The organism is Actinophytocola sediminis, from assembly GCF_054779715.1.
On sequence record NZ_BAAGXS010000080.1, the window covers coordinates 137545 to 163604 of the forward strand.

Annotated in this window: 22 protein-coding genes; 11 read left to right on the forward strand and 11 right to left on the reverse strand. The window is 70.2% G+C overall.

Annotated elements, in window-relative coordinates:
• Window positions 1-8 precede the first annotated feature (8 nt).
• Entirely contained in the window at window positions 9-1643 is a 1635-nt protein-coding gene (locus ACYVIP_RS37925) for a thiamine pyrophosphate-binding protein (protein ID WP_460405446.1), read from the forward strand.
• A 49-nt stretch (window positions 1644-1692) separates the two neighbouring features.
• Here ACYVIP_RS37925 and ACYVIP_RS37930 read toward each other — a convergent pair whose 3' ends face one another.
• The 6 genes from ACYVIP_RS37930 to ACYVIP_RS37955 all read right to left on the reverse strand — a co-directional run bounded on the left by ACYVIP_RS37930 (window position 1693) and on the right by ACYVIP_RS37955 (window position 8680).
• On the reverse strand, window positions 1693-2478 hold the full coding sequence (locus ACYVIP_RS37930) for an alpha/beta fold hydrolase (protein ID WP_460405448.1): 786 nt from the start codon (window positions 2476-2478) through the stop codon (window positions 1693-1695).
• A gap of 93 nt (window positions 2479-2571) precedes the next feature.
• A complete protein-coding gene (locus ACYVIP_RS37935) occupies window positions 2572-4110 on the reverse strand; it encodes an FAD-dependent oxidoreductase (protein WP_460405450.1) in 1539 nt (512 codons plus the stop codon).
• A 7-nt stretch (window positions 4111-4117) separates the two neighbouring features.
• Window positions 4118-4858 carry a DUF2306 domain-containing protein gene (locus ACYVIP_RS37940; RefSeq protein WP_460405452.1) on the reverse strand — a complete coding sequence of 247 codons (741 nt, stop codon included), beginning with the start codon at window positions 4856-4858 and terminating at the stop codon, window positions 4118-4120.
• A gap of 31 nt (window positions 4859-4889) precedes the next feature.
• A complete protein-coding gene (locus ACYVIP_RS37945; RefSeq protein WP_460405454.1) occupies window positions 4890-5948 on the reverse strand; it encodes a DUF2855 family protein in 1059 nt (352 codons plus the stop codon).
• A gap of 32 nt (window positions 5949-5980) precedes the next feature.
• Window positions 5981-7276, reverse strand: coding sequence for an aminotransferase family protein (locus tag ACYVIP_RS37950; RefSeq protein ID WP_460405456.1), 1296 nt, complete (start codon window positions 7274-7276; stop codon window positions 5981-5983).
• A gap of 24 nt (window positions 7277-7300) precedes the next feature.
• Complete coding sequence (locus ACYVIP_RS37955) at window positions 7301-8680, reverse strand: FAD-binding oxidoreductase (protein ID WP_460405458.1); 1380 nt, start codon at window positions 8678-8680, stop codon at window positions 7301-7303.
• A 263-nt stretch (window positions 8681-8943) separates the two neighbouring features.
• On the opposite strand from ACYVIP_RS37955, the gene ACYVIP_RS37960 reads away from it, so the two are divergent.
• The 3 genes from ACYVIP_RS37960 (at window position 8944) to ACYVIP_RS37970 (ending at window position 12249) form a co-directional block, all read left to right on the forward strand.
• Window positions 8944-10518 carry an MFS transporter gene (locus ACYVIP_RS37960; protein WP_460405460.1) on the forward strand — a complete coding sequence of 525 codons (1575 nt, stop codon included), beginning with the start codon at window positions 8944-8946 and terminating at the stop codon, window positions 10516-10518.
• Between the two features lie 145 nt (window positions 10519-10663).
• On the forward strand, window positions 10664-10999 hold the full coding sequence (locus tag ACYVIP_RS37965; protein ID WP_460405462.1) for a YciI family protein: 336 nt from the start codon (window positions 10664-10666) through the stop codon (window positions 10997-10999).
• 65 nt (window positions 11000-11064) lie between these two features.
• A complete protein-coding gene (locus ACYVIP_RS37970) occupies window positions 11065-12249 on the forward strand; it encodes an RNA polymerase sigma factor (protein WP_460405464.1) in 1185 nt (394 codons plus the stop codon).
• Window positions 12250-12302: 53 nt separating this feature from the next.
• Here the strand turns inward: ACYVIP_RS37970 and ACYVIP_RS37975 are convergent, their stop codons facing one another.
• Complete coding sequence (locus ACYVIP_RS37975; RefSeq protein ID WP_460405466.1) at window positions 12303-13934, reverse strand: outer membrane protein assembly factor BamB family protein; 1632 nt, start codon at window positions 13932-13934, stop codon at window positions 12303-12305.
• A 191-nt stretch (window positions 13935-14125) separates the two neighbouring features.
• On the opposite strand from ACYVIP_RS37975, the gene ACYVIP_RS37980 reads away from it, so the two are divergent.
• From ACYVIP_RS37980 to ACYVIP_RS38000, 5 genes are all read left to right on the forward strand, one after another.
• A complete protein-coding gene (locus ACYVIP_RS37980; protein ID WP_460405468.1) occupies window positions 14126-15412 on the forward strand; it encodes a PQQ-dependent sugar dehydrogenase in 1287 nt (428 codons plus the stop codon).
• A gap of 90 nt (window positions 15413-15502) precedes the next feature.
• A complete protein-coding gene (locus ACYVIP_RS37985; RefSeq protein WP_460405470.1) occupies window positions 15503-16696 on the forward strand; it encodes a cytochrome P450 in 1194 nt (397 codons plus the stop codon).
• 350 nt (window positions 16697-17046) lie between these two features.
• Window positions 17047-18012, forward strand: a complete 966-nt coding sequence (locus tag ACYVIP_RS37990; protein ID WP_460405472.1) for an acyl-CoA desaturase — start codon at window positions 17047-17049, stop codon at window positions 18010-18012.
• A gap of 76 nt (window positions 18013-18088) precedes the next feature.
• Window positions 18089-18547, forward strand: a complete 459-nt coding sequence (locus ACYVIP_RS37995) for a hypothetical protein (RefSeq protein WP_460405474.1) — start codon at window positions 18089-18091, stop codon at window positions 18545-18547.
• 172 nt (window positions 18548-18719) lie between these two features.
• Window positions 18720-19490, forward strand: coding sequence for a transglutaminase-like domain-containing protein (locus ACYVIP_RS38000; RefSeq protein WP_460405476.1), 771 nt, complete (start codon window positions 18720-18722; stop codon window positions 19488-19490).
• 42 nt (window positions 19491-19532) lie between these two features.
• Here the strand turns inward: ACYVIP_RS38000 and ACYVIP_RS38005 are convergent, their stop codons facing one another.
• Window positions 19533-20273: a GntR family transcriptional regulator gene (locus tag ACYVIP_RS38005; RefSeq protein ID WP_460405478.1), complete on the reverse strand. Its 741-nt coding sequence runs from the start codon at window positions 20271-20273 to the stop codon at window positions 19533-19535.
• Window positions 20274-20450: 177 nt separating this feature from the next.
• Here ACYVIP_RS38005 and ACYVIP_RS38010 point away from each other — a divergent pair, with 177 nt between their 5' ends.
• On the forward strand, window positions 20451-21176 hold the full coding sequence (locus ACYVIP_RS38010) for a class I SAM-dependent methyltransferase (RefSeq protein WP_460405480.1): 726 nt from the start codon (window positions 20451-20453) through the stop codon (window positions 21174-21176).
• A 17-nt stretch (window positions 21177-21193) separates the two neighbouring features.
• On the opposite strand, the gene ACYVIP_RS38015 is transcribed toward ACYVIP_RS38010, so the two are convergent.
• The 3 genes from ACYVIP_RS38015 to ACYVIP_RS38025 are packed head-to-tail and all read right to left on the reverse strand — an operon-like array spanning window position 21194 to window position 23965.
• Window positions 21194-22258: a DUF6042 family protein gene (locus tag ACYVIP_RS38015; protein WP_460405482.1), complete on the reverse strand. Its 1065-nt coding sequence runs from the start codon at window positions 22256-22258 to the stop codon at window positions 21194-21196.
• A gap of 32 nt (window positions 22259-22290) precedes the next feature.
• Window positions 22291-23403 carry an anti-sigma factor family protein gene (locus ACYVIP_RS38020; protein WP_460405484.1) on the reverse strand — a complete coding sequence of 371 codons (1113 nt, stop codon included), beginning with the start codon at window positions 23401-23403 and terminating at the stop codon, window positions 22291-22293.
• Between the two features lie 7 nt (window positions 23404-23410).
• Window positions 23411-23965, reverse strand: a complete 555-nt coding sequence (locus ACYVIP_RS38025; RefSeq protein WP_460405486.1) for a sigma-70 family RNA polymerase sigma factor — start codon at window positions 23963-23965, stop codon at window positions 23411-23413.
• 615 nt (window positions 23966-24580) lie between these two features.
• On the opposite strand from ACYVIP_RS38025, the gene ACYVIP_RS38030 reads away from it, so the two are divergent.
• Window positions 24581-26011, forward strand: coding sequence for a DUF1996 domain-containing protein (locus ACYVIP_RS38030; RefSeq protein ID WP_460405488.1), 1431 nt, complete (start codon window positions 24581-24583; stop codon window positions 26009-26011).
• The last annotated feature ends 49 nt before the right edge of the window (window positions 26012-26060 follow it).

Sequence of the window (26060 nt, forward strand, 5' to 3'; positions counted from 1 at the left end):
AACCCGCGATGACTCCACTTGCGACGGTGGTGGGCAGCACGCTGGCCCGCTGCGGGATCCGGCACGCCTTCGGCGTGGCCGGTGGCGGGAACATCCTGTCGGTGGCGGCGATGACGGCGGCCGGCGTGCACTACGTCGCCGCCCGCCACGAGGGTGGCGCGCTGTCCATGGCCGATACGTACAACCGCGTCAGCGGCGAGGTCGCGGTCTGCACCACCAGCCATGGCACCGCCATGACCAACACCCTCAGCGGTCTGGCCGAGGCGGCCAAACACGGCAGCGGGCTGGTGCTGGTGTGCGGCGACGCGCCGACGACCGGGCCGCGGCGCAACGACGTCGACCAGGCCGCACTCGCGACCACGCTGGGGGCGGAGGTCGTGCGGGTGACCGACCCGGCCGCCGTCCGCGCGGACACCGCGCGGGCCGTGGCGATCGCCCGCACGCTGCGCCGCCCGGTCCTGCTCTGCCTGCCCAACGACCTGCTCGGCGCCGACGTGCCGGACGGTCCGGTCGCCGTGGCCGACGTGGTCGTGCCCGAGGCGCCCCGCGCCGAGCTGGCGGCGGTGCTGGACCTGCTCGCCACCGCCCGCCGCCCGCTGCTGCTCGGCGGTCTCGGTGCCTGGCGGGCGGGTGCCGGTAAGTCCATTGTGGATCTCGGGGACCGGATCGGCGCGCTGTTCGCGACCTCGGCACTGGCCTGCGGCCTGTTCGACGGAAACCCGTGGTCGGTCGGCATCTGCGGCGGCTTCTCCCGGCCGGGGACCGCAGCGGTGACCAGCCAGGCGGACGTGGTGATCGCCTTCGGCGCCACCCTGGACCGGTTCACCCTGCACGACGGGCGGATGATCAGTCCGACCGCGACGGTCGTCCAGGTCGACCTCGGCGGTGCCGCGACCGCCGACCGGGTGGACCTCGTGGTGGCCGGGGACGCCGCGGTCGTCGCGGCGGCGCTGCTCGACGGGGTCAACGACCGCGAGCTGACCGCGTCGTCCTGGCGATCGACGGTGGAAGCCGAACTGGCCGCCCTGGACTCCGCCGACCGCGGGTACACCGACCTGAGCACCGCGGACAAGATCGACCCGAGGGCGCTGACCCTGGCGCTGGCCGAGCTGATCCCCGAGGAGCGCACGGTCGTGTTGGACGGCGGGCACTTCATGGCCTGGCCGCTGGCGATGTGGTCGTACGCCGACCCGACGGCGTTGGTGTTCCTCGGCGCGGCCAGCCAGAGCATCGGCATGGGGTTCGCCGGCTCGGTCGGCGCCGTCCACGGCCGCACCGACCGCACCACCGTGGTGGTACTTGGCGACGGCGGCGCGCTGATGGGACTGTCCGAACTGGACACTCTGATCAGGACGGCGGACTCGGCGCTCGTGGTGGTCTACGACGACGCCGGCTACGGTTTCGAGGCCCACCTGTACGGCCCGCAGGGCGCCGACCCGAGCACCGTGACCTTCGCGGAGACCGACTTCGCCGGCGTCGCGGCCGCACTCGGCGCCCGCGCGGTGACCGTGCGCTCGCCGGCCGACCTGGCGGCGGTGCGCGCGTGGCGCGCCGATGGCGCGCCCGGCACGCTCGTGCTCGACTGCAAGGTCGTGACCGACGTGCTGTCCATGCTGCTGACCGACCTGCGCGCCGGCCACTGAGCACACACCGAAGGGCGCCGCACGCGCCCTTCGGTGTGCGTCAACGGGTTCAGGCGAAGTACTCCAGCAGCGCCGGCGCGACCAGCGTCGGGTCCATGGAGAAGTGGTCCATGCCGGCCAACGGCCGGTACCGCGCGCCGGGCACGGCGTCCGCGAGCGCCCGCGCCGAGTTCCGCATCCACTCCGGACTGTTCGCACCGGCGATCACCGTGGTCTCCGCGCGGACGGCGCCTGCCCGCTCGACCGGGATCGTGCCGTCGCCGGTGATCGTGGCGTCGTAGACCAGCGTGTGCGCCAGGCCTTCCAGCGCTGGCCAGGTCAGCGAGTGCCGCATGTCCGCGATCGCCTCGGCGGGAATGCCAAGCTGCTGGGTCATGAACAGTGCCACCGCGTCACCTCGCCGGTCGGCGTCGACCAGCCCGGCCAGGTCGCCGGCGAACGTCGCGGGTACCCGGGGCTCGTCGCCCGCCGCGACATAGGGCGGCTCCTGCACCACGAGCTTGGTGATGGCCACGCCGGCGGCCGCCGCCTCCAGCGCCAGTGAGCCACCACTGCCCAACCCGTACACCGACGCGGACCCGCCGGCCTGCTCGACGACCGCGGCCAGGTCCTCGACCTCGCGCTGGACCGTGTAGGGCGCGGTGTCCCCACTGTCGCCCCGGCCCCGCCGGTCGTAGGCGTACACCGTGAAGCTCGGCGAGAGCAGGTCGGCGAACGTGGTGACCACCTGGTGGGTGCGCTCGCTGAACGCGCCCGCGATCACGATCACCGGCGGCCCCTCGCCGTACCGGTCATAGGCGATGGTGGTGCCGTCGGCCGAGGTTGTCTTCTCCATACCTTTCCCCAATCGTTGAACGGAAACGCGGAAACTCCCGGTGGATCGCACGGCGCGATCCGCCAGGAGCTCCGCGGTGGTGTCGACCCGCCGTCAGTCGGGCAGCTCGATCGACAGGGCGTGATAGAACTCGTTGCGTGGGTCGTACCGCTTCTTCACCCGCTGCAGTCGCGGGTAGTTGTCCTTGTAGTACAACGTGGACCACGGCACGCCGGACTGGTTGAGGTCCGGGTCGGCGAGGTCGCGGTCCGGATAGTTGATGTAGGAGCCGTCGTTGTACTCGTTGGGCACCGGGACGCCGCCGGTCTCGGCGTACACGTCGTGGTACATCGCCCGCACGTTGTTCAGGTGGAACTCGTCGTCGTCCTGGTTGGACCAGGCCGCGATGTAGGCGGCCTTGAGGATGGAGTCCCGCTGCGCCACCGCGGTGGCGTCCGGCGCGACCGTGTTCACCTGACCGCCGTACCCGATGAGGATGAACTGCAGCGCCTGGCCGGCGTCGGCCGCGAGATGCCGGTACGCGGCGGAGATCTGCTCCTCGGTGTATCCCTTGCGCAGGTAGGCCGCCTTCAGCTTGAACCGCCTGCGGTCCATGTCACCCGGCTCGCCCCGGTTCGGGAACGTGAAGAAGTACAGCCACGAGGTCGTCATCTCCGAGGTACGCATCACCGGCTCGGCCTCGACACCCTCGGACACCGCGTCGAAGTACCCGTCGATCAGCGCCTGGCCGCCGGGAATGTCGTCGTCGACCATCGCGCCGACCGAGAGGATGCCGCCGGTGCGCTCGGTGGCGTAGAGGAACGCCATGATGTTGGCGCCGGGCGACCCCGGTGCGCTGTTGTTCTCGAACCAGGTGCCGACGTTGCGCGCGATCCGGACGAAGTCCGCCTCGGTCATCGTGTCCCACGACCACGCGAGCGCGCCGCTGCGCCATTTCGTCGGCGCGGCGGGCAGCAGGTCGCGCGGGTCGGCCGAGGTAGCCCCCGGCGAGCGGACCCAGATCCTGGTCACCACCCCGAAGTTGCCGCCACCGCCGCCGGTGTTGGCCCACCACAGGTCGTGGTGCGGGTCGTTCGGGTCGTCGGTGGCCACGACCACCTCGACCCGTCCGGCCGAGGTGACCACGACCACCTCGAGCGCCACCATGTAGTCCACAGTGGAGCCGAGACGCCGGGACAGCGGGCCGAACCCGCCGCCGAGGAAGTGCCCGCCGACGCCGACCTCGGTGCCCTCACCGGCCGGAAGCGTGACGCCCCAGCTCTTGTACAGCCGGCGGTACAGCTCGTCGATCTTCACCCCCGGCTGCAGAGCGAAGGCCCGGCGGGCCGGGTCGTAGGACACCTCGTTCATCTCGGACATGTCGAGCAGCACGCCGCCGTTGTCCGACGCGGAGCCCTCGAAGCCGTGGCCGCCGCTGCGCACGGTGATCCGTTGCCCGCGCGCCACCGCGTCGGTGACGGCGTCGACCACGTCCTGGGTGTTGGTCACCACCCACACGCTGTCCAGCTCGGTCGGGATCCGCTGGTTGTAGCCGCGGCGGACCCCTTCGTAGCGGGGATCGTCGGCGGTGATGATGTGCGGTCCGGCCGGCGGTCCCAGCGCGTGCGGGGGTCGGACCTCGGTCTCGGTCACGGGTCTACTACCTCCCAGTCTTGGTCTTCGGCCGGACGCGGTCCACGAACTCCGGCCGGTTCTCGGTGTGGTAGAGCCACCACTGGACGAGCATCAGGTTGACCACCCAGCCCACCCAGCGCGCGGCCTCGATCAGCACGAGGAAGTTGGCCGGCTGTTCGGTCGGCAGATGCATGCCCGTCTGGACGATGACCACGCCCCACACGTTGTTCATCACGATGGCGAAGCTGTACAACATGAACCGGCGGTGGGCGGCGTAGCGGTGCTGCCTGACCCGGATGTAGGCCATCGTCGTGGTGAACATCCACAGGGTCGTGGCCATCGAGACGCCGATCCGCCCGACCGGCGGTGCGAAGCTCACAATGGACAGTGCGCAGACGCCGGAGATCAGCGTGGACACCACGTAGAACCGGCCGCTGATCCGGTGCACGCGCCGATGGTTGCGGCGCAGCCACGGCCACAGCTGGAGCACCACGGTGATCATCGCGATGGTGCCGAACACCATGTGGATCAGCAGCGTCGGCCAGTACCACGCGGCGCCCTCGTGCGGCGGCAGCGGGGCGGTCGCCTCGTTCAGCTCGCGGAACGGGCTGAGTTGGTAGATCAGGAAGCCGAGGACGACCAGGGCCAGCGGGATGACCCACGGCCTTCGCCACCACCGGGGCGGCGCGGACCTGGTGTGGACGGTACCGCGTGGATCGTCCGGCCCCTCGCCTAACCTGGGTGCTTGCTGCACGTCCTGCGTCACGGTGATACCTCCTGCACGACCGCGTCGGCGGTCAGGGGATGAGGACCTCGGCCACGTCCGGTGGCTGCTTTCCGGCGAGCGCGGTCCGATAGGCGTCCGCGATCGCTTGTGGACCGTTGCCGCGCTGCACGGTCAGCCAGGCCGTCGTGCTGGCGAGGAACGACGTCTCCGCCTCGGCGTACCGGCGCCGGTAGTTCGCCAGGCCCTGCTCGGCGATCAGCTGCTGCTCGACCGCGGGCGTGAAGAACAGCTCCGGCACCGGGTTGTCGAGGGTCGGTGGCTCGAACGAGCTCCTGGGGTGGGTGAAGCCGACCAGGACGGTGGCCGACAGGTAGTTGGCGAAGTGCCGGTAGACCTCGTCCAGGCGCTCCAACGAGTTGGTGAAGTCGACGAACACCGTCGCGCCGGTGATCGGGGCGTCGGCCAGGTCGTCGTAGCTGACCACCGAGTCGTAGAGCCCGAGCGCGTCCACGAACGCCTTGTTGGTGCTCGCGGTCGCGCCGATCGTCCGCACACCGTCGCGTGTGGACAGCAGGTGGGCAAGGCCGATGGCGGTCTTGCTCGACGCGCTGGTGAGCAGCACGGACTTCGCCTGCTGCGCGCCGAGGAACTCGGCGAGGTTGAACGAGGCCGGGAACAGCGGGTGGATCAGCGCGCGCCGGTCGTCCAGCTCGTCGGGCGGCGCGAGCTCGAACGTGCGGTACCAGTCGTGGGCGAAGCCGCGACCCGGTGTGGCGTCGACGAAGCCGCCGTCGACCGCCTCCGGGGTGACCGTGTGGTGGGTGGACATCGGCAGCCAGCCGAAGTAGCGGCTGCCGACCGGCACCTGCTCGGCCCGGGACTCCTCGACCCGCGCGAAGCCCCACACCGGCACCCGGCCGAGGCCATCAGGCGCGGCGAACACGTTCATGAACTGGAGGGGGGACTCGCCGAACCTGGCATAGGTGGCGGTGAGCGCGCTGATGCCGAAGCGCTCGACGGCCAGCCGAACCTCGCCCGGGGCCAACGGGTCCGGCGAACTCGGGCGTACCTCGGTGGTGCTGAGGTCGTCCCGCCTGACCAGCAGGTCCCATCCGGTTGCTGAGGACATGGTGGTGCTCCTTGGCTTCTCTAGTGCGCCCGTCAGGCGCCGACGACCTCGTCGATGCTCTCGGTGAGTACAGAAAGGACCTCGTCGAGCTCCTCGTCGCTGATCACGAACGGGGGCGCGATCATCAGGCCGTCGATCATGCCCCGGACGATCACGCCGCGCCGCAGGCACGCCTGCTCGACCAGGTCGCCAACCGCGCGCCCGTCCGGGTCGGGGAACCTGATGCCACACAACAAACCCTTGCCGTTGACCGCGCCGCGGTCGCCGACGATCTCGCGCACCGACCGCTGCAGCCGGTCGCCGAGCCGGTTGATCCTTGGCAGGAAGTCGCCCTCGTTGAAGTAGTTGACCGCGGCCAGGCCGGCGGCGGCCGCGATCGGGTTGCCCGAGTAGGTGTGTGTTGGCCCGAACGCCATCGGGTTGTCGCCGTCGCGGAACATGCCGGCGATCCGCTCGTGGATCAGCAGCGCGGACAGCGGCGCGTACCCGCTGGAGATGCCCTTGCCGGCGCACAACAGGTCCGGGGTGACGCCGACGCCTTGGGCGGCGAACGGGGTGCCGGTGCGGCCGAAGCCGGTGACGATCTCGTCGAAGATCAGCAGGATGTCGTGCCGGTCGCAGATCTCGCGCAGCTTGGTGAAGTAGATCGTGTCCGGCACGGCCATCGCGCGGACCCCGCTCATCGGCTCCACGATCAGTGCGGCGATCGAGTCGGGACCCTCGTTCTCGATCGTGCGCTCGATCAGCATCGCCGCCTGCTCGCTGGCGGCCGGCATGTCCAGGTTCCAGTGCTCGGCGACCGCCTCCGGCGGCCAGGTGTGCACCACGGCCGGCATCGGGGCGCCGAAGATGCCGACCGACGGGTGACCGGTGAGCGCGAGCGAACCGTAGGTCGCGCCGTGGTAGCTCTGGTAGTTGCTCAACACCTTCTGCTTGGTGTTCTTGCCGCGCAGCACGTGGTAGAGCCGGGCGAGGCGCACCGCGCACTCGACCGCCTCGGACCCGCCGCTGAGCAGCTTCACCGAGCTGATCCCGTCCGGCGCCAGCTCGACCAGTCCGTGCGCGAGGTCGATCGCGTTGCGGTTGGTGCCGTGCAGTGGCGGGATGAACGCCAGCTTCTGCAGCTGCTCGGTCATCGCGGAGACGATCGGTTGGCAGTCATAGCCGAAGCAGACGACGAACACCCCGGACAGCGAGTCCAGATAGGTCCGACCCTGGGCGTCGAACAGGTGGACGCCCTTGCCGTGCTCGAACAGCGCGGTCTGCTCGGAGAACGGCATCTCCGCACAGAAAGAGCGCGTCTCGGCCGGCCACTGGAATGCTGACATGGTCCCTACTTCCGTGCTCGGGTCCTAATGGGATGGTGCGTCGGGAATGGCGGCGTCGCCGGGGGCGACGTCGTCGCGGAACAGGCCGTTCTGGTCGACGCGGGCGCGCACGCGGCGGGCGAGCGCGACCTGTTCCCCGGTGAGATGTCCTTGCGGTTGCTCGATGTCCTCCACGAAGCTCGGCACGGTCCGGCCGGTGTCCCACGGACCGATGGCCGCCCGCAGCCGGGCGCCGTGCGCGCGGATGGCCTCGGCGTGCGCCGGCTCGAACACCAGACCCGAGCCGCCGTAGGAGAAGCTGGCGTCGATGCGGTCCAGCGCGCCGCCGGGGCGGTCCGGGGTGCGGTAGGCGCCGCCGAGCTGGCGCAGACCGGCGACCACCAGTGGTGAGCCGGAACCCTCGCCGATCGTGTCCAGCAGGCGCTGTGCGCCCCGCTCGTCGAGATCGGTCAGCAGCAGGTGGTCGCCGACGATCGGCACCGGGTCGGTCGGGTCGAGGTGTGCCTTCAGCACGGCCGCCGGGGTGGCCTCCTGCCAGCTGTCCAGCAGTGGCGGGGCGATCGCGCGCAGCGGCCCGAGCAGGTCCTCGGCGTCCCGGCGCACGGCCGGGAGCTGCCCGGCGGTGGTCGCGTGCACCAGGCCGTCCACCGCGAAGGTCGTGCGGCCGGCCAGTTCGCGCGGCACGTCCGGCAGGTCGGGCAGGTTCATCACGCGCACCGACGTGGTCGCCGTGCGCGGCGCCTCCCGTGCCCAGGCCAGCCAGGTCGCCAGCAGCTCGTCGGCGACCGAGGCCGGCCAGTACGCGACGCCGGTGATCACGTCGCTCACCGGGAACAGGTCGAGCTCCACCGAGGTGACCACCCCGAACCCACCGCCGCCGCCGCGCAGCGCCCACAGCAGCTCCGGATCCGACTCGGCGTCCACCCGCCGGTGCTCGCCGTCCGCGGTCACCAACTCGATCGCCCGGACCCCGTTGGCGGCCAGGCCGACCGCGCGGCCGTAGGGGCTCAGCCCGCCACGCAACAGGTAGCCGACGACCCCGACCGTTGGCGAGGAGCCGTGCGCGGCCATCAGGCCGTGCGGCGCGGTCGCGTCGACCACCGCCTCCCAGCGGGTGCCGGCCGGCACCCTGGCGGTCCTGGCCACCGGGTCGACGGTCACCTCGCCGGCCAGCTCGGTCCGGATCAGCAGGCAGTCCCGGATCGGGCGGACCGCGCCGGCGGCGTGCCCGGTGGTGTGCACCCGCACCGGCAACCCGGCGCGGGTGGCGTGGTCGATCGCCGCCCGTACGTCCTCGACCGTGCGCGCGGTCACCGCGGCGGCCGGCCGTGGTTGGGCGGTCAGGTTGAATACCGCGGTGGCGGCGTCGAAGCCGGCCTCACCCGGTAGCGCGGCGGCGGTCATCGCGTACCCTCCACACTGGACTCAACCGTCGCGATCGGACATTCCACAGTGGACGAAATGGCGCGGTCGATCATGCGCGTGTCCTCTCCTGCCGACGGGGTCGAGACCATCCTGACACTCGGCCGGACCTGGGTGTTCTTCGAGAATGCCGACCACAGGAGGAGGTGGTGTAAATGGCTCCGCGCGGTTGTAGATTCCGATGGAATCATTCGTCGTGCGCGTCATGACGAAATCGTTGGTGTCCTCTGTCGAGAGGTAAACACATGTCTGTCAACGAGGCGCCACCCACAGCTGGCACACGGGAGTGGATCGGCCTTGGCGTGATGTGCCTGGCCACCCTCCTGGTCGCCTCCGACGCTTTCGTGCTGCTGCAGGCGCTCCCGCACATCGGGGCCGGCTTAGCCGCCGACGGCATCGATCAGCTGTGGATGGCCGACATCTACGGCATCATGCTCGGGGGCTTCCTGATGACCATGGGCGGCCTCGGCGACCGGATCGGTCGCCGCAAGCTGCTGCTCATCGGCGCCACCGCGTTCGGTCTCGCCTCGCTGGCCGCCGCCTACGCGACGACGCCGGAAATGCTGATCCTGGCCAGGGGCCTGCTCGGCATCGCGGGCGCCACGCTCGCGCCGTCCACGCTCGGGCTGATCAGGAACATGTTCCGCGACCCGAGGCAGATGGGCGTCGCGATCGGGGTGTGGGCCTCGTTCTTCACCATCGGCGCGGTCACCGGCCTGATGGTCGGCGGGGTGCTGCTCGCGAACTTCTGGTGGGGATCGGTGTTCCTGATGTCCCCGGTCGTCGCGGCCGTGCTGGTCGTGGTCGGCCGGGTGGTGCTGCCCGAGTTCCGCAACCCGGACGCGCCCCGGCCGGACTGGCTCAGCTCCATCCTGTCGCTGTGTGCGCTGCTGCCCGCCGTGTGGGGCGTGAAGGAGCTGTCCAGGAACGGCTGGGACCTGCTGCCGGTGGTCGCCATCGTCGCCGGGATCGCCTTCGGCGTGGTGTTCGTGCGGCGCCAGCGGTTGCTCGCCACGCCGCTGCTTGACCTCACCCTGTTCAAACTGCGCAACTTCGCCGTGCCGCTGCTCGCGTTGTTCCTGCACGCGGCGTTCACCGGCACGGTGTTGTTGTTCATCATGCAGCACTTCCAGCTGGTCGAGGGGCTGACCGCGTGGAAGGCGGGGCTCGCGCTGGTGCCCGGCATGCTGTTGAGCTCGCTGGCCTCCCCGATCGCCGGGGCGCTCGCCCGCCGGTTCCGGCCGGCGTACATGATCGCCGTCGGCGAGACCGTGGTGATCATCGGTCTGGTGCTGGTCTTCCTGTCCGGCACCTACGGCAACGCCGCGCTGCTGATCGTCGGGTTCGCCGTGTGGTCCATGGGTGGCGCGCCGATCCTGGCCGTGGGCATGACGCTGATCGTGGGCTCCGCGCCGCCGGAGAAGGCGGGCTCGGCGTCCTCGATGCCCCAGATCAGCAACGAGGTCGGCACCGCGATCGGCGTTGGCACCGTTGGCAGTCTCGGCGTCGCGTTCTACCATTCCCAGGTCGTCGACACGCTGCCGGCGCAGCTGCCGCCCGAGGCGGCGGCCGCCGCCGGGCAGAGCATCGCCAACGCCGTCGGCACGGCGGCGACCCTGCCGCCGGACCTGGCCGGGGCCGTGATCACCGCGGCCAGGGCGGCCTACACCGACTCGATGCAGCTCGTCACCGGCATCACCGCCGGCGTGTTGGCCGGGGTGATCGCGCTGGTGGTCGTGCGGCTGCGGCGGGTCCGTCCGCTCGGCCAGGAGGACGAGGCGGCGGAGTTGGCCAAGCCCAGCGTCGAAGCCGTTGGCTAGCCCGGGTGTTCGGGCGTTGACCAGCAGCGGAAGGAATTCACCCTGATTTCTCGGGCGGGTTGTCGAGTTGGCGGGGGCTCGTCCGTCGTATGGTTTGAAGGGCCCTCCACGGGGCCGCACCGTTGAGTACAGGAGAGGACAGGTTGTGCCGCAGTACGCGATTTTGATCTACGAGAAGGAACTTCCCGGCGGCGTGGCGGACATTCCGCAGGAGGTCATGGACGCCCACATGAAGGTGCCGGAGCGGATCGCGGAGATCGGCGCCACGATCGTCAACGAGCAGGCGACCCAGCCAGCCAGCTCGGCCTCGACCATTCGCAAGGGTGGCGTCGTCACCGACGGCCCGTTCATCGAGAGCAAGGAGGCGCTCGCCGGCTTCTTCGTCATCGAGGCGAAGGACATCGACCAGGCGATCGCCGTCGGCAAGACCGTGCCGATCATGGATGGTGGCATCGAAGTTCGTCCGCTGCTTGAAGGGTGATCAGCTCCGATTCATCCGCCGTCGCGCGGGCTGTGGCTGACGCGCACCGTCGGGAGTGGGCCGTTGTGCTCGCTTCGACGGTGCGCGTCGCGCGCGATCTCGACCTGGCCGAGGAATGCGTGCAGGACGCGTACGTCTCCGCGCTCACCGCTTGGGAGCGCACCGGCGTTCCAGCCAACACCGGCGCCTGGCTGGTCACCACCGCCAAGCGCAAGGCGTTGGACGCGCTGCGGCGGGACCAGTCGTTCCGAGCCAAGCGACACCTGCTCGCGGAGGCCGACGTGTCCGAGGTCTACATCCCGGCCGACCCCGTCGTCCACGACGACCGGCTCCGGCTGATCTTCATGTGCTGCCACCCCGCACTGCCCCAGGAGGGGCAGATCGCGTTGACCCTGCGGCTGGTCTGCGGTCTGTCCACACCGGACATCGCGAAGCTGTTCCTGGTGTCGGAGGCCACCATGGCCGCCAGGATCACCAGGGCGAAGAAGAAGATCGCGGCCACCCGCATCCCGTTCCAGGTGCCGCCGGCCGGCGCGCTGCCCGACCGGGTCGACGCCGTGCTCACCGTGATCCATCTGCTGTTCACCACCGGCCACACCGCGCCGTCGGCGGAGACGCTGACCAGAGGTGACCTGGAGGACCGCGCGGTCGACCTGGCACGGATGCTGCGTGACCTGATGCCCGACGAGCGTGAGGTCCGGGGGCTGCTCGCGTTGCTCCAGCTCAACCGCGCCCGGCGGGCGACCAGAACCGACGCCAGCGGCCGGTTGTTGCTGCTGGAGGAACAGAATCGCTCGCTGTGGGACCGGGAGGCCATCGAGGAGGGCCACCAACTCGTCGTCCGCGCGCTGCGCGGCGGTCCGCCAGGCCGGTTCGCCCTCCAGGCCGCGATCGCGGCGCTGCACGCCACCGCGCCGAGCTACGCCGAGACCGACTGGGGACAGCTGCTCATCATCTACGACGAGCTGCTGAAGGTGTGGCCATCGCCGGTGGTCGCGCTCAACCGCACGGTGGTGCTGGCGATGGTCGACGGGCTCGGCCCGGCACTGGCCGAGATCGAGCTGCTGGAGGGGAACAAGGACCTCGCCGGCTTCCACTACCTGCCCGCGGTCAAGGCGGACTTCCTGCGCCGACTCGAGCGGTACGCGGAGGCGGGTGCGGCCTACCAACAGGCACTCGACCTCACCGACAACGACGCCGAGCGCGCGTTCCTCACCGGCCGCATCGCGGAGTGCGCCGAGAAGTCCTGACATCACAACAGATCGGGGGCCACCGCGGTGGCCCCCGATCTGTTGTTTCCGTCCTAACGGCAGGGCCGGTGCGCCAGGTCGGCCTGGTTCACCCGGCCGCGGTCGAGGCGGTAGGCCACGATCTCGGCCTTCTCGTCCGCGTTCTGCGGCCAGCCGGCCGCGGTGATCAGCCAGTCGCCGTGGATGGCCAGCGGCGAGTTGGTCGAGCCGGCCAGCTTGGCCTGCCACTCCGGCTTGCCGTTCCTGGTGTTGAACGCGTGCACCACGCCGTCGAAGGTCGTGGTGAACACCAGGTCGTTGGTCACCGTGGCCGCGCCGTAGGGAGTGAAGTCCACCGGCGTGGACCACTTGATCCTGCCGGTGACCAGGTCGAGCGCGACCACCTCGCCGGTGCCCTCGGAGAAGTCGCCGAAGATCGGCGGCGGCGTCTGGCTGGTCCAGATGGCGCCGAAGTTGTTCACGCCGACGTAGACGTTGCGCCCGTCGACCGCACCCGGTGCCGGCACGCCGCCGAGCACGCCGGGGAAGATCTCGACCGGCATCGTCGGCATCTTGCTCAGATCGCCCGCCATGGCGGTGAGGTTGTCGTCATCGCGGCCGTTGTGCTTGCCGACCGGGGTCTTCCACAGCCGCTTGCCGGAGTGCCGGTCGTACATGTAGACGAAGCCGGTCTTGCCGGAGGCGACCACCACGTCGCGGCCGCGGACGGTGGTGAGGATCGGCGAGTTCTGCAGGTCCCAGTCGTAGACGTCGTGCGGCAGTTCCTGGTTGTACCAGACGACCCGCCCGTTGTCGGCGTCCAGCTTGACGATGGAGTTCGTGTAGAGGTTGGGGCCTGGCCTGCTGGAGGCCCACGGGAACTCCGGGGTGCCGATGAACGGCGTCGGGTTGGCCACCGCGACGTAGAGGTAGCCCTCGTCGTCGAAGGTCGGCGGATACCACAGGCCGCCACCGCCGTTGATCTCCGGGTGGCCCCACAGTCCAGTGGGGACGGTGTGCCAGACCCACTTCTTCTTCCCGGTCCTGGTGTCCATCGCCCACAGCGCGCCGACACCGCCGGCGGCCGTCGAGCCCTCGAGGAAGCTGGGCACGGTCGAGATGTAGACGGTGCCGTCGTGGATCCCGGGTGCCATGTCGATGGCCTCGTTCTGGTTGCGGATCAACGACTTCCGCCACACCACCCGGCCGTTGTCCGCGTCCAGTGCGAAGGCCTCGGTCTTGGTCGCGCCGAACACCAGGCCGTCGTCGACCGCGACACCGTTTGGCCCGTTCGAGTACGAGCTCAGCATCGTCCGCCACAGCTCGCGACCGGTACGCAGGTCGATCGCGTACACATTGGAGTCGAGGTCCTGGGTGTAGACCACGCCGTCGGCGACCACCGGGGTGGCCGCGTGGGTGCCCGGCCAGCGCTCGGGCGGCGAGACCAGCGGCACCTTCCACTGTGGACGTAACGCGTCCACGGTACGACTGTTGATGGGACTGCGCACATGGCGGGTGCCCGCGATGTCCGCGTTCGGCTCGGACCAGGTCGAGGCCTTCGCGCAGCCGGAACCGTTGTGCTGTGGGGAGTTGGCCACCGCTGGCACGGCGGGGATGAGGCCGGCGACCACGAGCGTCGCACCGGCCGCGATGGTGAGCAGTGAACGGCGGGTAGCCCGCCTACTGACGATGGATTTCGGCCACATGGGCGCTCCCAAGACAATCTCTTGTCACCGAAGGGTCTGCCCGCACGTTACTGAGCGGTGCCATCTCTGCTCATCTTTTGGCGTGCGAAGGTTTCCCCTGCACGAGTCCGCACATCGGGAGAAGCTCACCCGCGCCCGCCGGACTAGCTTCGCAATCAGCAGGACGCGGCCGAAGGGAAAGGGAGTCCGTCGTGGCTGAGCCCGTGGTTGTCAGTAGTGGTCTGAACTTCCCGACCAGCATCGTGTTCGACACCGACGGCCGGGTCTACGTCGCGGAGTCCGGGCTGCCCTTCGGCGGCGCGCGCCGAGGCGGCCGGGTGCTGCGGTTCGACGGTGCCGGCGAACCGGTCGTCATCGCCGACGAACTCGCCCCGCCGGTCACCGGCTTGTGTTGGCACGACGGCGATCTCTACGTCTCGGAGGGTGGGGCCGGCCGGATCACCAGGATCGACAGCGCCGGCACGCGGACGGTGGTCGTCGACCGGATGCCCGGCCCCGGCAACTACCACACGAACATGGCCGTGGTCGGCGCCGACCGCAAGCTCTACTTCGGACAGGGAGCGATGTCCAACCTCGGTGTCATCGGGCTGGACGCCTACGAGCTCGGTTGGTTGCGGCGGCTGCCGCACGCGCACGACATTCCCGGGCTGGACATCACGCTCACCGGGGAGAACATCACCACCCGCGACCCGTTCGTCGCCGACCAGGACGCCACCACGCGGACCGGCGCGTTCGTCCCGTTCGGCACGACAACCCAGGCGGGACAAACCATCGAGGGCGCGCTGCCGTGCACCGCGGCGGTCATGCGCTGCGATCTGGACGGGTCGAACCTGGAGTTGGTCGCGTGGGGCATCCGCAACGCGTTCGGGCTCGGTTTCCTGCCGGACGGGCGGTTGCTCGCGGTGGACCAGGGTTCGGACGACCGGGGGAGCAGGCCGATCGGCAACGCCCCGGATCTGCTGTTCGAGGTGCGGCGGGAAAGCTGGTACGGCTGGCCGGACTTCATCGGCGGCGTCGCGGTGACCGAGCCGCGTTTCCAGCCGGTGCGCGGGCCGCAGCCGACGTTCCTGCTGTCGGCGCACGACACGCTGCCCAAGCCGGAGGGCGCGCTGGTGGAGTTCGAGCCGCACGCGGCGGCGACGAAGTTCGCGGTGGTGCCGACCGAGGTGCCCGGTCTCGGCGGGCGGCTGGTGGTCACGCTGTTCGGCGACGAGACGCCGATGACCGCGCCGCACGGCCACCCGCAGGTCGGCCGGGATCTGCTGTTGGTCGACCCGGATGACTGGTCGACGACCGGGCTGTCCGGTGGTCCGGAGTTGTTCCGGCCCATCGACGTCGCCTTCAGCCCGGTGGACGGCGCGCTGCACATTGTCGACTTCGGACAGTTCGAGATGTCCGACGACGGCGTGCTGGCCACTGCCGGCAGCGGCCGGGTGTGGCGCTGGCCGGACTGGGCGCCGACCGCCGGAATTTCCTGAAAGAATTCCGCATTATCACCAGGTGCGGATATTTCCTCCGGGGCACGTTCGGAGACCGAAAATCCCCGGGTGACCGGTTATAAACGGAACGTGACTAATCCGGCATATCCCGATCCCGTCGCCTACCCGTTCAATGTGGCCGAGGGCCTTGAACTGGACGCCGCCTACGCCCTCGCGCGTGCCACGCCGGGGCTGGTCCGGGTGCGGTTACCGTACGGTGAGCCGGCGTGGCTGGCCACCCGCTATGCCGATGCCCGGCTTGTGCTGGGCAGCAACGTGTTCAGCCGCGCGCGGGCGGTGGTCGCGGACGCGCCCCGGCTGACCGAGGCCAAGCAGGTCAGCAGCATTCTGTCCATGGACCCACCGGAACACACCCGGCTGCGCACCCTGGGGGCCAAGGCGTTCACCATGCGCCGGGTGGAGTTGTCGCGGCCACGCATCCGCGAGTTGGCCAACGAGTTGGTCGACCGGTTGCTGACCATGCCCCAGCCGGTGGATCTGGTGGAGAACTACGCGTTGCCGCTACCAGTACAGGTAATCTGCGAATTGCTTGGAGTGCCGGCCGCCGACCGCCGGAAATTCCGGGTGTGGAGTGACGCGGTGATGTCGACCAGCGGCATCTCCGCGGCGCGGTTCGCGGTCCTGCGGACGGAATTCCAGGACTACATCAGGGCGTTGATCGAGCACCGGCGCGCCGAGCCGCGCGATGACCTGATGACCGCGCTGATCGAGGCCCGCGACGAGCGGGATCGACTGTCGGAGAACGAGCTGGTCGAGCTGTGCCGGACGATTCTCGGCGCGGGGTACGAGGCGACCGCCGCGCAGCTGAGCAACTTCGTCTACGTGCTGCTGGACAACCCCGACCGGCTGGCCGAACTGCGTGCCGACCCCGGGCTGCTGCCGGCGGCGGTGGAGGAGCTGTCCCGGTTCATCCCGCTTGGCGGCGTGGCGACCTTCCCGCGCTACGCCACCGAGGACATCGACGTCGGCGGCGTGCTGGTCCGGGCGGGCGAGCCGGTGCTGGTGGCCATCGGCGCCGCGGACCGGGACCCGCTGCGGTTCCCGGCGCCCGACCAGCTGCGGTTCGACCGCGACGACAACCAGCACATCGCGTTCGGGCACGGACCGCACCGCTGCCTCGGCACCCAGCTGGCCCGGGTGGAGCTGCAGGAGGGACTGGGCGCGCTGATCGACCGGCTGCCCGGACTGCGCCTGGCGGGCGACGTCGGCTGGAAGCGCCAGATGATCGCCCGCGGCCCTCGGACGATGCCGATCGGCTGGTGACGATCCAACAGCACGATAAGTGGTCGAAGAGTAACCATCGGTCACCGAAGTCGCTGTCACCCGATCCGGCGAACGTTGAACTCGCGTGCCGGCAGCGTTCGACTCGCGTGTCCGGAGCGTTGGACTCGCGGGGCGGGAGCGGTGGACTCGCGCGGGTCGCGAGTTCAACGTTCGCGTACGGCGAGTTCAGCGTTCGCGGGTGGGATGTTCAGGTTCGGGGGGTGGGATGGCGGCGGTCGGGGCACGGGGGTGTCCCATTTGCCGGCAAAGGGTGGCATCCGGCGGGGCGACCTGCTTTCCTACACCCAATCTGTTCCCGGAGACGAACGAAAGGTCGGGGTGACTGGCGTATGGCGCTCGCCGCAGACGCGGGGACCACGGAGAACACACCGCGTGAGGTGCGCCCCATCCACGGTCCGCCGAGGGGACTGGCCCCACATATCGCGACGTACTTCTTCATCCTCGGGCCGTTCGTCGCGCTGATCGCGGCCGTGCCGCTGGCCTGGGGCTGGGGCCTCGGCTGGGTGGACGTGGTGCTCGCCGTGGTCTTCTACACGGTCACCTGCCTCGGGGTGACCGTCGGCTTCCACCGGTACTTCACCCACCGGGCGTTCAAGGCGCGGCGGGCGCTGCGGGTGGCGCTCGCGATCGTGGGCAGCATGGCCCTGCAGGGCCCGATCACCCACTGGGTCGCCGACCACCGCCGCCACCACGCCTTCTCCGACCGCGACGGCGACCCGCACTCCCCGTGGGCGTTCGGCACCTCGCCGGTCGCGCTGGTCAAGGGCTTCTGGCACGCGCACATGGGCTGGGTGTTCAACCGCAACCTGACCAACGCGGAGCGGTTCGCGCCCGACCTGCTCGCCGACCGGGACATCGCCAGGGTGCACCGCCAGTTCGGGCTCTGGACGCTGGTGACCCTGCTGGCCCCGGCGGTGCTCGGTGGCCTGCTCACCTGGTCCTGGTGGGGCGCGGTGACCGCGTTCTTCTGGGCCGGGCTGGTGCGGGTCTCGTTCCTGCACCACGTGACCTGGTCGGTCAACTCGGTCTGCCACATGATCGGTAGCCGGCCGTTCGCCGCGCGGGACAAGTCGGCGAACTTCTGGCCGTTGGCGATCCTGTCCATGGGTGAGTCCTGGCACAACCTGCACCACGCCGACCCCACCTGCGCGCGGCACGGGGTACGGCGCGGGCAGATCGACATCTCGGCCAGGCTGATCTGGATCCTGGAGAAGTTCGGCTGGGCGACCGACGTGCGGTGGCCGACCGAGCGGCGGCTGAACACCCTGGAACGCCGGGGCGGCGTCACCACCTGAGAACGCCCGCCCGGAGCTTGGTACGTTGGCGGCTCGACAGTCACTGAGCGCTACCACGACGTCGGGGAGTTCCAGCATGCCGCCTCCGGCCTACGAGACTCCGTGCCGGCCGGTGCCCACGCCGCCGGACCGCCTGCGCCTGCCGCAGGTGGTCCGGATCGCGGCCGCCGTCGTGCTGGTCGGCCTGTTCGGCGGCTGGTATCTGCTCTTCGGCGGCTCCGAGTCGGAGGCGGGCCGCTCGGCGCCCGTCCCGACGGTGACCGAGGTGACCGACACGCCGGCGCCGAGCACCCCGAAGATCGTCGCGCCGCCGGTGGCCGGCGCGATGACCGCCGAGGCCGGCCCGACCCCACCGCCGGCGACCAGCGCGCCGACCCGGCCGGCGCCGAGCACCACCGCACCCACCCGGCCGAGGGACGACCGCTTCGCGGTGGTCGGCGAGCGGTGCCCCCGTCCGGGGACGTACTCGATCACCGCCCGGTACCGGCCGGTCATCTGCCAGGCCGGCACCTGGCGCCCGGTCACGCCGACCTAGCCTCGGCCGACCCGCGGTGCCGTACCCCGTGACCAGCCTGTACAACAGAGGGATGCAAACGCTTCCCTTTTATACCAAGAAATTTGGGTTCACATCTGCGGGCGGGCACGCGGCGGAGATCGTTCGGCTGCCGAACGACGTCGCCGCACTGTCGGCAGTTGCCCAGGGAGTGTTGATTCACGAGCACCTCGCGTCGGCCTACGGCGTCACGTTAAGCGACGAGGACCGCGCCCCGGTTCACCTGCGGCGGATCGCCGACGTGCTCGACCGGATCCGGGCCAGGGACAGCAGACCGCTGGATGTCGCGCGGGAGCCGGCCGCGCGCACCGCGGGCAACTGCCGACAGTTCACTGTGTTGCTGGTGTCGATGCTGCGCGTGCACGGGGTCCCGGCCAGGGCCAGGTGCGGGTTCGCCAACTACTTCGGCGGGCCGGTGAACGAGGATCACTGGGTGGCCGAGTACTGGCAGGACGGGCGGTGGCGGCTGGCGGACGCGCAGATCGACGACCAGCAGCGCGGCATGTTCCCCATCGACTTCGACCTCACCGACGTGCCGCGCGACCGGTTCCTGGTCGCCGGCCAGGCGTGGGTCGCCTGCCGCGCGGGGACCGCGGACCCGGAGCGGTTCGGCCTTGGCCTGACCAACGAGTCCGGCTACTGGTGGATCGCCGGCAACCTGATGCGCGATGTCGCCGCGCTGAACAACGTCGAGCTGCTGCCGTGGGACGTCTGGGGGGTGATGCCCGGCCCGCACGACCGGATCGACGAGGACCGGGTGGCGCTGTTCGACCGGCTCGCCGCGCTGACCGAGACGCCGGACGACAGCTTCGAGGACCTGCGCCGGCACTACGAGTCCGACGACCGGCTGCGGGTCCCGCAGACGGTGCACAACCTGCTGCGCTCCCGCAACGAACGGCTCAGCCTGGACTTCGCAGGAGCTTGACCCGGTTGGGGTGATGTGGCGGCGGGGCGTGGTTGGGCTGGTTCAGCCTGGGCTTCGCCGGAGCTTGACCCGATAGGAGTAGTGCGCCGGCAGGAAGTAGCTGATCGCCACTTCGACGAGTTGGCCGCCGGTCGTGAGGTAGGTGCGGTCCACCCGCAGCAGGGGAGTGCCGGGGGCGCAGCCGAGCCGAGCGCTGAGCTCCGCGCTCGCCGCGACCGCGGTGATGCTCTGCTCGGCCTCGGCGATCGGGTGGCCGGTGCGGGTGTCGATCATCGCGATCACCGTGACGTCGCTGACCGCGCCGGTCGTGGTCAGCTCCGGCAGTTCGGCGAGCAGCTCGCCGATCTCCGGCCGGACGTGCACGGAGCTGACGCAGAACGGGATTCCGTTGTGCAGCCTGCGGAACAGCACGCTGTGCACGAGGTCGCCGTCGAGTCGCAGCCTGCTGGCCGCCTCGATGTCGACCTGTCGGCGCAGCGGTTCCACGATCTCCAGCTGGGTGTCCAACGACAGGCCCATCAGGTCCTCAATGGACCCGAACTGGCGTAGGTACGGACCTTGGGGCGTGGCAAAGGTTCCCCGGCCCGCGGTGCGCCGCACCAGGCCCTCGGCGACCAGGTCGTGGAACGCCCGGCGCACGGTCTGCCGGCTGACCGAGAACTCCCGCGCCAGCTCGGCCTCGGTCGGCAGCCGGCTGCCGTCGGCGTAGCGGCCGCGCCGGATCTCCCCGCGCAGCAGGCGGGCGAGGCGTTGGTAGGCGGCCTCGGTGCGGACCGGCATCATGCGCTCGGTCTCCCCTTTCGTGAGGAAATGTACGGCCAATGGCTCCTGCCATTATGCCAGGTGTCAAGCCAGCCGCCGGGTGATGAGGCCGACTTTGGCCGCTCCAATGGCGGCCCGTCGTTTCGTGCGTCGACGAATGCGTTGCTCAGGGTGTCCCTCGGTTGACAGCGTGGTCGGATGACAGCACACGACGCGCGCCGCTACGGCGCCCGATGGGCGGACAACTACGACGAGTGGCACAGCGGGCTCATGGACGACGACGGCGCGGTCGCCGCGCTGGGCGAGCTCGCTGCCGGGGGACCGGTACTGGAGTTCGGTGTCGGCACCGGTCGGCTGGCGGTGCCGCTGGCCCGGCGCGGGGTCTCGGTGTCCGGTGTGGACATCAGTACGGAGATGTTGGCGAAACTACGGGAGAAGCCGGGCGCCGAGGCGATCTCGGTGATCGTCGGCGACATGACCACGGTGCGCGTGCCCGGCGAGTTCGCGGTGGCGTTCATCGCGTTCAACACGATTCTCGCGCTGCCCGACCAGCGGGCGCAGGTGAACCTGTTCCGCAACGCGGCCGCACATCTGCACGCGGGCGGCCGGTTCGTGCTGGAGACCGCGGTCGTCGGTGGTGCGACCCACCGGCTGAACGTGGTCAAGGTCGAGCCGGACCAGGTGACCATCGCCGCGGGCATCCTCGACCCGGTCGGCGGGACCTACGATGGCGCGTGGGTGGTGCTCGGCACCGATGGCGCGCGGTTCTACCCGATCTCCGGGCGGCACCTCACCCACCACGAGATGGACCTGATGGCCGAACTGGCCGGCCTTGAGCTGGAAAACCGTTGGGGCGACTGGAAAGGCGCCCCGTTCACCGGCGACTCCACGCTGCACGTGTCGGTCTATCGCAAGCCGCACTGAGTCTCGGCGCTACGGCGCTACGGCGTCATGGTGAACGTCGCGTCGAGGGGGCCGTCGACGCGCAGCAGGTTCTTGCGCTCGGCCCACTCGAGCGCGGCGCGAACGTCGTCCTCGGCAACGAGAGTACGGTCGGCGAGACCGGCGAGTGTCTGTGTCCCACCGTTCCACAGTGCGACGGACACCAGATCCGCGGCATAGGAACAGAACCGGTTGTGGTCGCGCTGGCGGACCAGCCGGTCCCGGTGCCGGTCGGACATGTCGATCACGTCCTCCGGCTTCGGCTGCGCGGCGGGTTTGCGGTAGCCGCGGTCGTCCTTGACCAGCGCCCCGGCGGCGACGAACACCTCAAGGGACTCGGCGAGCGTGCCCGGCGCCGGCATGCCGAACTGCTCGGCGACATCCGACGGGTGCATCATGACCAGGATCGGGACCCGGCCGGGCAGCGGCCGGTCCAGCCAGTCGTCCCCCCGGTTCCACCGGATGCCGAACTGCCGCAACGACTCGAGCGTCGCCTCGCCGAGGTCCTCCCGCGCGGCATCGACCATCCGCAGCAGGTCGCTGAACTCGTGGCTGAACATGATGTACCACCCGGGATCGGCGGGCCGCAGCGCGGCGGCGTGCCGTTTCCACCACCTCGGTGGGGCCGGCTCGGCCGGCCAGAAGCGGAGCAGCCAGTGAGCGCGCCACGCGTCGTGGTGGTCGACGGGTCGCCGGGCCACCCGCACGCGACAGGTGTCCATTCCGGGAAGTGCGAAGGGGTCGCCGCCCGCGCCGCCGGTCACGTAGTCGAGCGCCGCCTTGCCCGACAGGCTCCGATACGGGATGTCGACGACATCGGCCCAGTCGGCGATGTCGTCGGCCGGGGCGGAGTCGTGCACCTCCACGCGCACCATGTCCGGACCGGGTCCCGCCGCGCCCTCGAGCCAGCCGTTGCCGGTGCGCACGATCGTGCCGCACGGCTGCACGTCCGTGCCGTGCTGGCTGAACGGGCCACGCTTCTCGTACGCCCCAACGTCACGGACGACGAGCGTGCCGGATTCCGACTGGTATTCGTCGTCCTCGACCATTCCCACGATCGCCATGACGGGACAATCTACTGTGGCCGGATCGGGGGTTAGATCGGCACCACCAGCAGTGGTTCGATCCCGCCGCCGTGCACCTCGAAGCGGCTGATGTCGTGTTGGGCGAAGGTGGACACGCCGGAGGCGCGAATGGCCTCGCCGCCGCCGTCGGTGCCCTCGGGCGCCTTCCAGGTGGCGATGCGTTCGCGGTCGCCGAAGCGGGAGACCACGTAGAGCGCGCCCTCCTGTGGGGTGGTGACCTCGTAGAGCGTCGCGTCGATCTTGATGCCGTCGGCGACCGGTTCGACGGTGATGATCGCGGTGACGCCCGACTTCGGGTCGGTGCCGCTGACCACGTGGGCGCCGGCGACCGCGCCGGAGGTGGTCGGCGGCGGCGTCGAGGTGCCGCCTTCGGCGACCTGGTTGCCGGACTCGGAGCCGCCCGACGTCAGGCCGATGACCAGACCGATCGACATCAGCGCCGCGACCGCGGCCGCTGCCAGCCAGACCGGCTTGCGGTTTCGCCTGCCGGCGGGTCCGGTGGCCGAAGGCTTGCCGGATGGCTTGGTGGTGGCGGGTCGGGTGCCGGCGGTCGGCCGGGCGGCGCGGGTGGCGGCGACCGGCGCGGACCGCCCGGTGCCCTCCGGACCCGGACGCGCGACGGGGGCGGACCGGCCGGTGCTCTCGGCGCGTGGTGCCGGCCGACCGGGGGGCGGGACCGGCGTGTGTCGCCCAGTTCCAGGGGCTGGCTTCGGGGCGGGGATCGGCGGACCGATCGGCCGCGCGTGCCCGTTCGTGGGTGCGCCCGCCGGCTTGCCGTTGGTCGGCACCGGCGGGATCCTGGTCGGCTGGGTCGCGCCGGCCGGCCGCTGTTGCGGTGGCACGGCCGGGCCGGTTGGCGGCGCGGCCGGACCTGGCGGCGCGAGCTGCCGGAAGTCGATCAGGGTGTCCAGCGGCGGCAGCGCGGGCTGCCGTTCCGGCTGCCCCTGCTTGTCTGGTTTCGCCGGCTTCACCGTGTCCAGGATCGCCGGCAGGTCGGCCATCTCGATGAACTCACGCCGGCACTGCTCGCACTGGGCGAAATGCTCCTCGTACGCCGCCTCGTCCGGCGTGTCGAGGATGCCCAGCACGTAAGCGCCGACATCCACATGTCGTGGTGCGGTCATCGTCGGTTCACTCCCCGTCCCGAAGCTGTTGCCGCAGCGCGCGGAGTGCGTAGTACACCCGCGACTTCACCGTTCCCGGCGGTACCCCAAGAACCGCCGCCGCCTCATTGACCGTGCGGTCACGCAGATACGTTTCCGCGAGCGCCTCCCGATGTTCCGCGCTCAACCCTTGCAGTGCATCGGCGATGACCATGGCGGACAACGACTTCTCCGATCCGTCCGGTACCGGCATGGTTTCCAGTGGTGCGGCGTCCACCTCCTTCGGTCGGGCACTGTGGCTCCGCCTGCCGTCGATCACGATACGGCGGGCCACCGTGTACAACCAGGCGCGCAGCATGCCTGGTTCCCGATCCAGTCGATCGGCATTGCGCCAGGCACGGACCAGGGTCTCCTGCACGACGTCCTCGGCCCACTGCCGATCATTGCCGGTTAGGTGCAGCACATGACCGAACAGCGCGCCACCGTACTCGCGGTAGAGCATCCTGACCAACGCCTCATGTCTGTCCGAGACGTCTTCCGTGCCGGCGAAATCGATTCTTGAACGCCGGCTCACGGCGCACATCGTGGACCCACGCCACGCTCCTTGTCGAGTGACTCACGTCACACTTGCTGGTCTGACCGTGATTGAACCGTGACTACCGGGTTTCCGTATCTGCTGGTGACCGCACGTGCTGGTGAAGAAGGAACTCCTTGCCCAAGAAAGGAAATCTCCATGAGCACCCGATACGACCGCCAGGTCGCGCCCACTCCGTACACCAGATCCGGCGGGCGCGCCGAGAGCGACGAGTCCTGAGTCCAGAGTGGACGGACGAGTTCGCGGTCGTGTCATGGCGGTGATGTCGCCGGTGTCGCCCATCCCGATGGCTGCTGCGGTCCACGGGATGGGCGCGCCGGTGACGTCCGGCCAGAATATCGGCGCACTTCGCGCGCCCGGCCATGCCCCGGTCACCCCTGCGGTGACCTGCGGCGACCGACCAGTACCGGCTCCAGCGACCACGATCACCCAGGGCGCCTCGATTCCGGCCGTGTCCATTCCAGGACCGGCTGCGGGAACGGCGTCGACCTCGGCCTGGTGGTCGTCCTCCGCGTCGCCGAGATCGGCCTGACCGAGGGGCTGCTGCGGCCATACACGCGCTGAGCTCCCCGAACGCTTACCAGAGAACTGCGAGGCAAGAGCATGGCAAGACACCAGATACCGCGACATCTGCGTCGGCGGCTGGTCGCCGCTGGCACAGCCGCGGTCTGCATCCTCGGCGCGGCCGTCGGCATCGGCATCTACGGTGCCGCGTCGGCCGAGGACGAGGCGACCCGGCCGGTTCCGTGTCTGCCGGACGTCCCGCCACCCGCGTCGAGCGAGGCCCCGGCGCCGGAGGAGCCCCCGGCCGAGGAGCCCCCGGCAGAAGAGCCACCCGCCGAGGAACCGCCGGCCGAAGAGCCGCCGGCGGAGGAGCCCCCGGCCGAGGAGCAGCCGACCGAGGAAGCGCCGGCTGAGGAGACGGCGACCCAGGGCTTCGGGCAGAACTCCGTGCTGGGTGCTCGCCCCCGTGGCCAGCAGCCGACCGAGGAAGCGCCAACCGAGGAGCCCCCGGCGGAGACTCCGCCGGCCGAGGAGCCCCCGGCCGAGGAGCAGCCGCCAGGTGAAGGCGAGGAGCAGGGCCCCCCGCCGCCCGAGACGGTGCCGCCGGTGGACCCCGAGGCGCCGGAGGACGACTTCGGCAACGAGGACTGCACCGACGAGCTCGGTCCGTTCGCGGGTGACTTCGTCAGCATCTTCGAGGTCGAACCCAACAACCTCGCCGGTGGTCCGGAGTTCAGCGCCGCCGGTTCGCGCGGCACGTTCGTGACCAACTGCGGCAACAACGAGGACGGTCACTTCAACTCCGACAACTTCATCGCCGCCCCCGGCAAGGTCAACGGTGCCGAGCACACCCACGACTACGTCGGCAACGCGGAAGCCACCTCGGAGTCCACCAACGAGAGCCTGGTGGCCGCGGAGACCACCTGCGAGAACGGTGACCAGTCGGCCTACTTCTGGCCGGTGATCCGGGTGCGCAACGCCGATGGCACCGGTGCCGCCGACGAGACCAACGCGCACAACTTCGGCGAGATCCTGCGGCCGACCGTGCGGCTGGAGTTCCGGGGCAGTGCCCAGGGACAGGTGGTCGCGATGCCGCAGTTCATCCGGGTGCTGACCGGCAACGCCAAGTCGGAGAGCCAGGACGGGGTCAACCAGAACGCGAAGTGGACCTGCACCGGGTTCGAGGACAGGATCACCGACAAGTACCCGCTGTGTCCTCGGGGCAGCCAGCTCACGCGGATCCAGGACTTCCCGAGCTGTTGGGACGGCGAGAACACCGACAGTGCCAACCACCGCGACCACATCGTGTTCCCGGACGAGGCCGGGACGTGCCCGGAGGGCACAGTGGCGGTGCCCGCACTGCGGATCACGCTGAACTACGCGGTGCCGCGTGGCCGGGTGTTCGCGGTGGACTCGTTCCCGGCCGAGCTACACAGTCCGATAACCGAGCACAGCGACTTCGTGAACGTCATGCCTGTTGAGCTGATGGATCGGGTCGTGCAGTGCGTCAACAGCGGCCGGCGCTGCTGATACTCCCGCGTCCGCGGTGTCCGGCGGGCGGGCAGGTCGGGGCTCCGCC

Bases quoted from the DNA above. Each gene is read 5' to 3' on its own strand.
- ACYVIP_RS37975 (WP_460405466.1), bottom strand. From the start codon at position 13,934: ATGTGGCCGAAATCCATCGTCAGTAGGCGGGCTACCCGCCGTTCACTG.
- ACYVIP_RS37925 (WP_460405446.1), top strand. From the start codon at position 9: ATGACTCCACTTGCGACGGTGGTGGGCAGCACGCTGGCCCGCTGCGGG.
- ACYVIP_RS37960 (WP_460405460.1), top strand. From the start codon at position 8,944: ATGTCTGTCAACGAGGCGCCACCCACAGCTGGCACACGGGAGTGGATC.
- ACYVIP_RS38010 (WP_460405480.1), top strand. From the start codon at position 20,451: ATGACAGCACACGACGCGCGCCGCTACGGCGCCCGATGGGCGGACAAC.
- ACYVIP_RS37950 (WP_460405456.1), bottom strand. From the start codon at position 7,276: ATGTCAGCATTCCAGTGGCCGGCCGAGACGCGCTCTTTCTGTGCGGAG.
- ACYVIP_RS37930 (WP_460405448.1), bottom strand. From the start codon at position 2,478: ATGGAGAAGACAACCTCGGCCGACGGCACCACCATCGCCTATGACCGG.
- ACYVIP_RS38020 (WP_460405484.1), bottom strand. From the start codon at position 23,403: ATGACCGCACCACGACATGTGGATGTCGGCGCTTACGTGCTGGGCATC.
- ACYVIP_RS37945 (WP_460405454.1), bottom strand. From the start codon at position 5,948: ATGTCCTCAGCAACCGGATGGGACCTGCTGGTCAGGCGGGACGACCTC.
- ACYVIP_RS38005 (WP_460405478.1), bottom strand. From the start codon at position 20,273: ATGATGCCGGTCCGCACCGAGGCCGCCTACCAACGCCTCGCCCGCCTG.
- ACYVIP_RS37990 (WP_460405472.1), top strand. From the start codon at position 17,047: ATGGCGCTCGCCGCAGACGCGGGGACCACGGAGAACACACCGCGTGAG.
- ACYVIP_RS38030 (WP_460405488.1), top strand. From the start codon at position 24,581: ATGGCAAGACACCAGATACCGCGACATCTGCGTCGGCGGCTGGTCGCC.
- ACYVIP_RS37995 (WP_460405474.1), top strand. From the start codon at position 18,089: ATGCCGCCTCCGGCCTACGAGACTCCGTGCCGGCCGGTGCCCACGCCG.
- ACYVIP_RS37955 (WP_460405458.1), bottom strand. From the start codon at position 8,680: ATGACCGCCGCCGCGCTACCGGGTGAGGCCGGCTTCGACGCCGCCACC.
- ACYVIP_RS38025 (WP_460405486.1), bottom strand. From the start codon at position 23,965: ATGTGCGCCGTGAGCCGGCGTTCAAGAATCGATTTCGCCGGCACGGAA.
- ACYVIP_RS38015 (WP_460405482.1), bottom strand. From the start codon at position 22,258: ATGGCGATCGTGGGAATGGTCGAGGACGACGAATACCAGTCGGAATCC.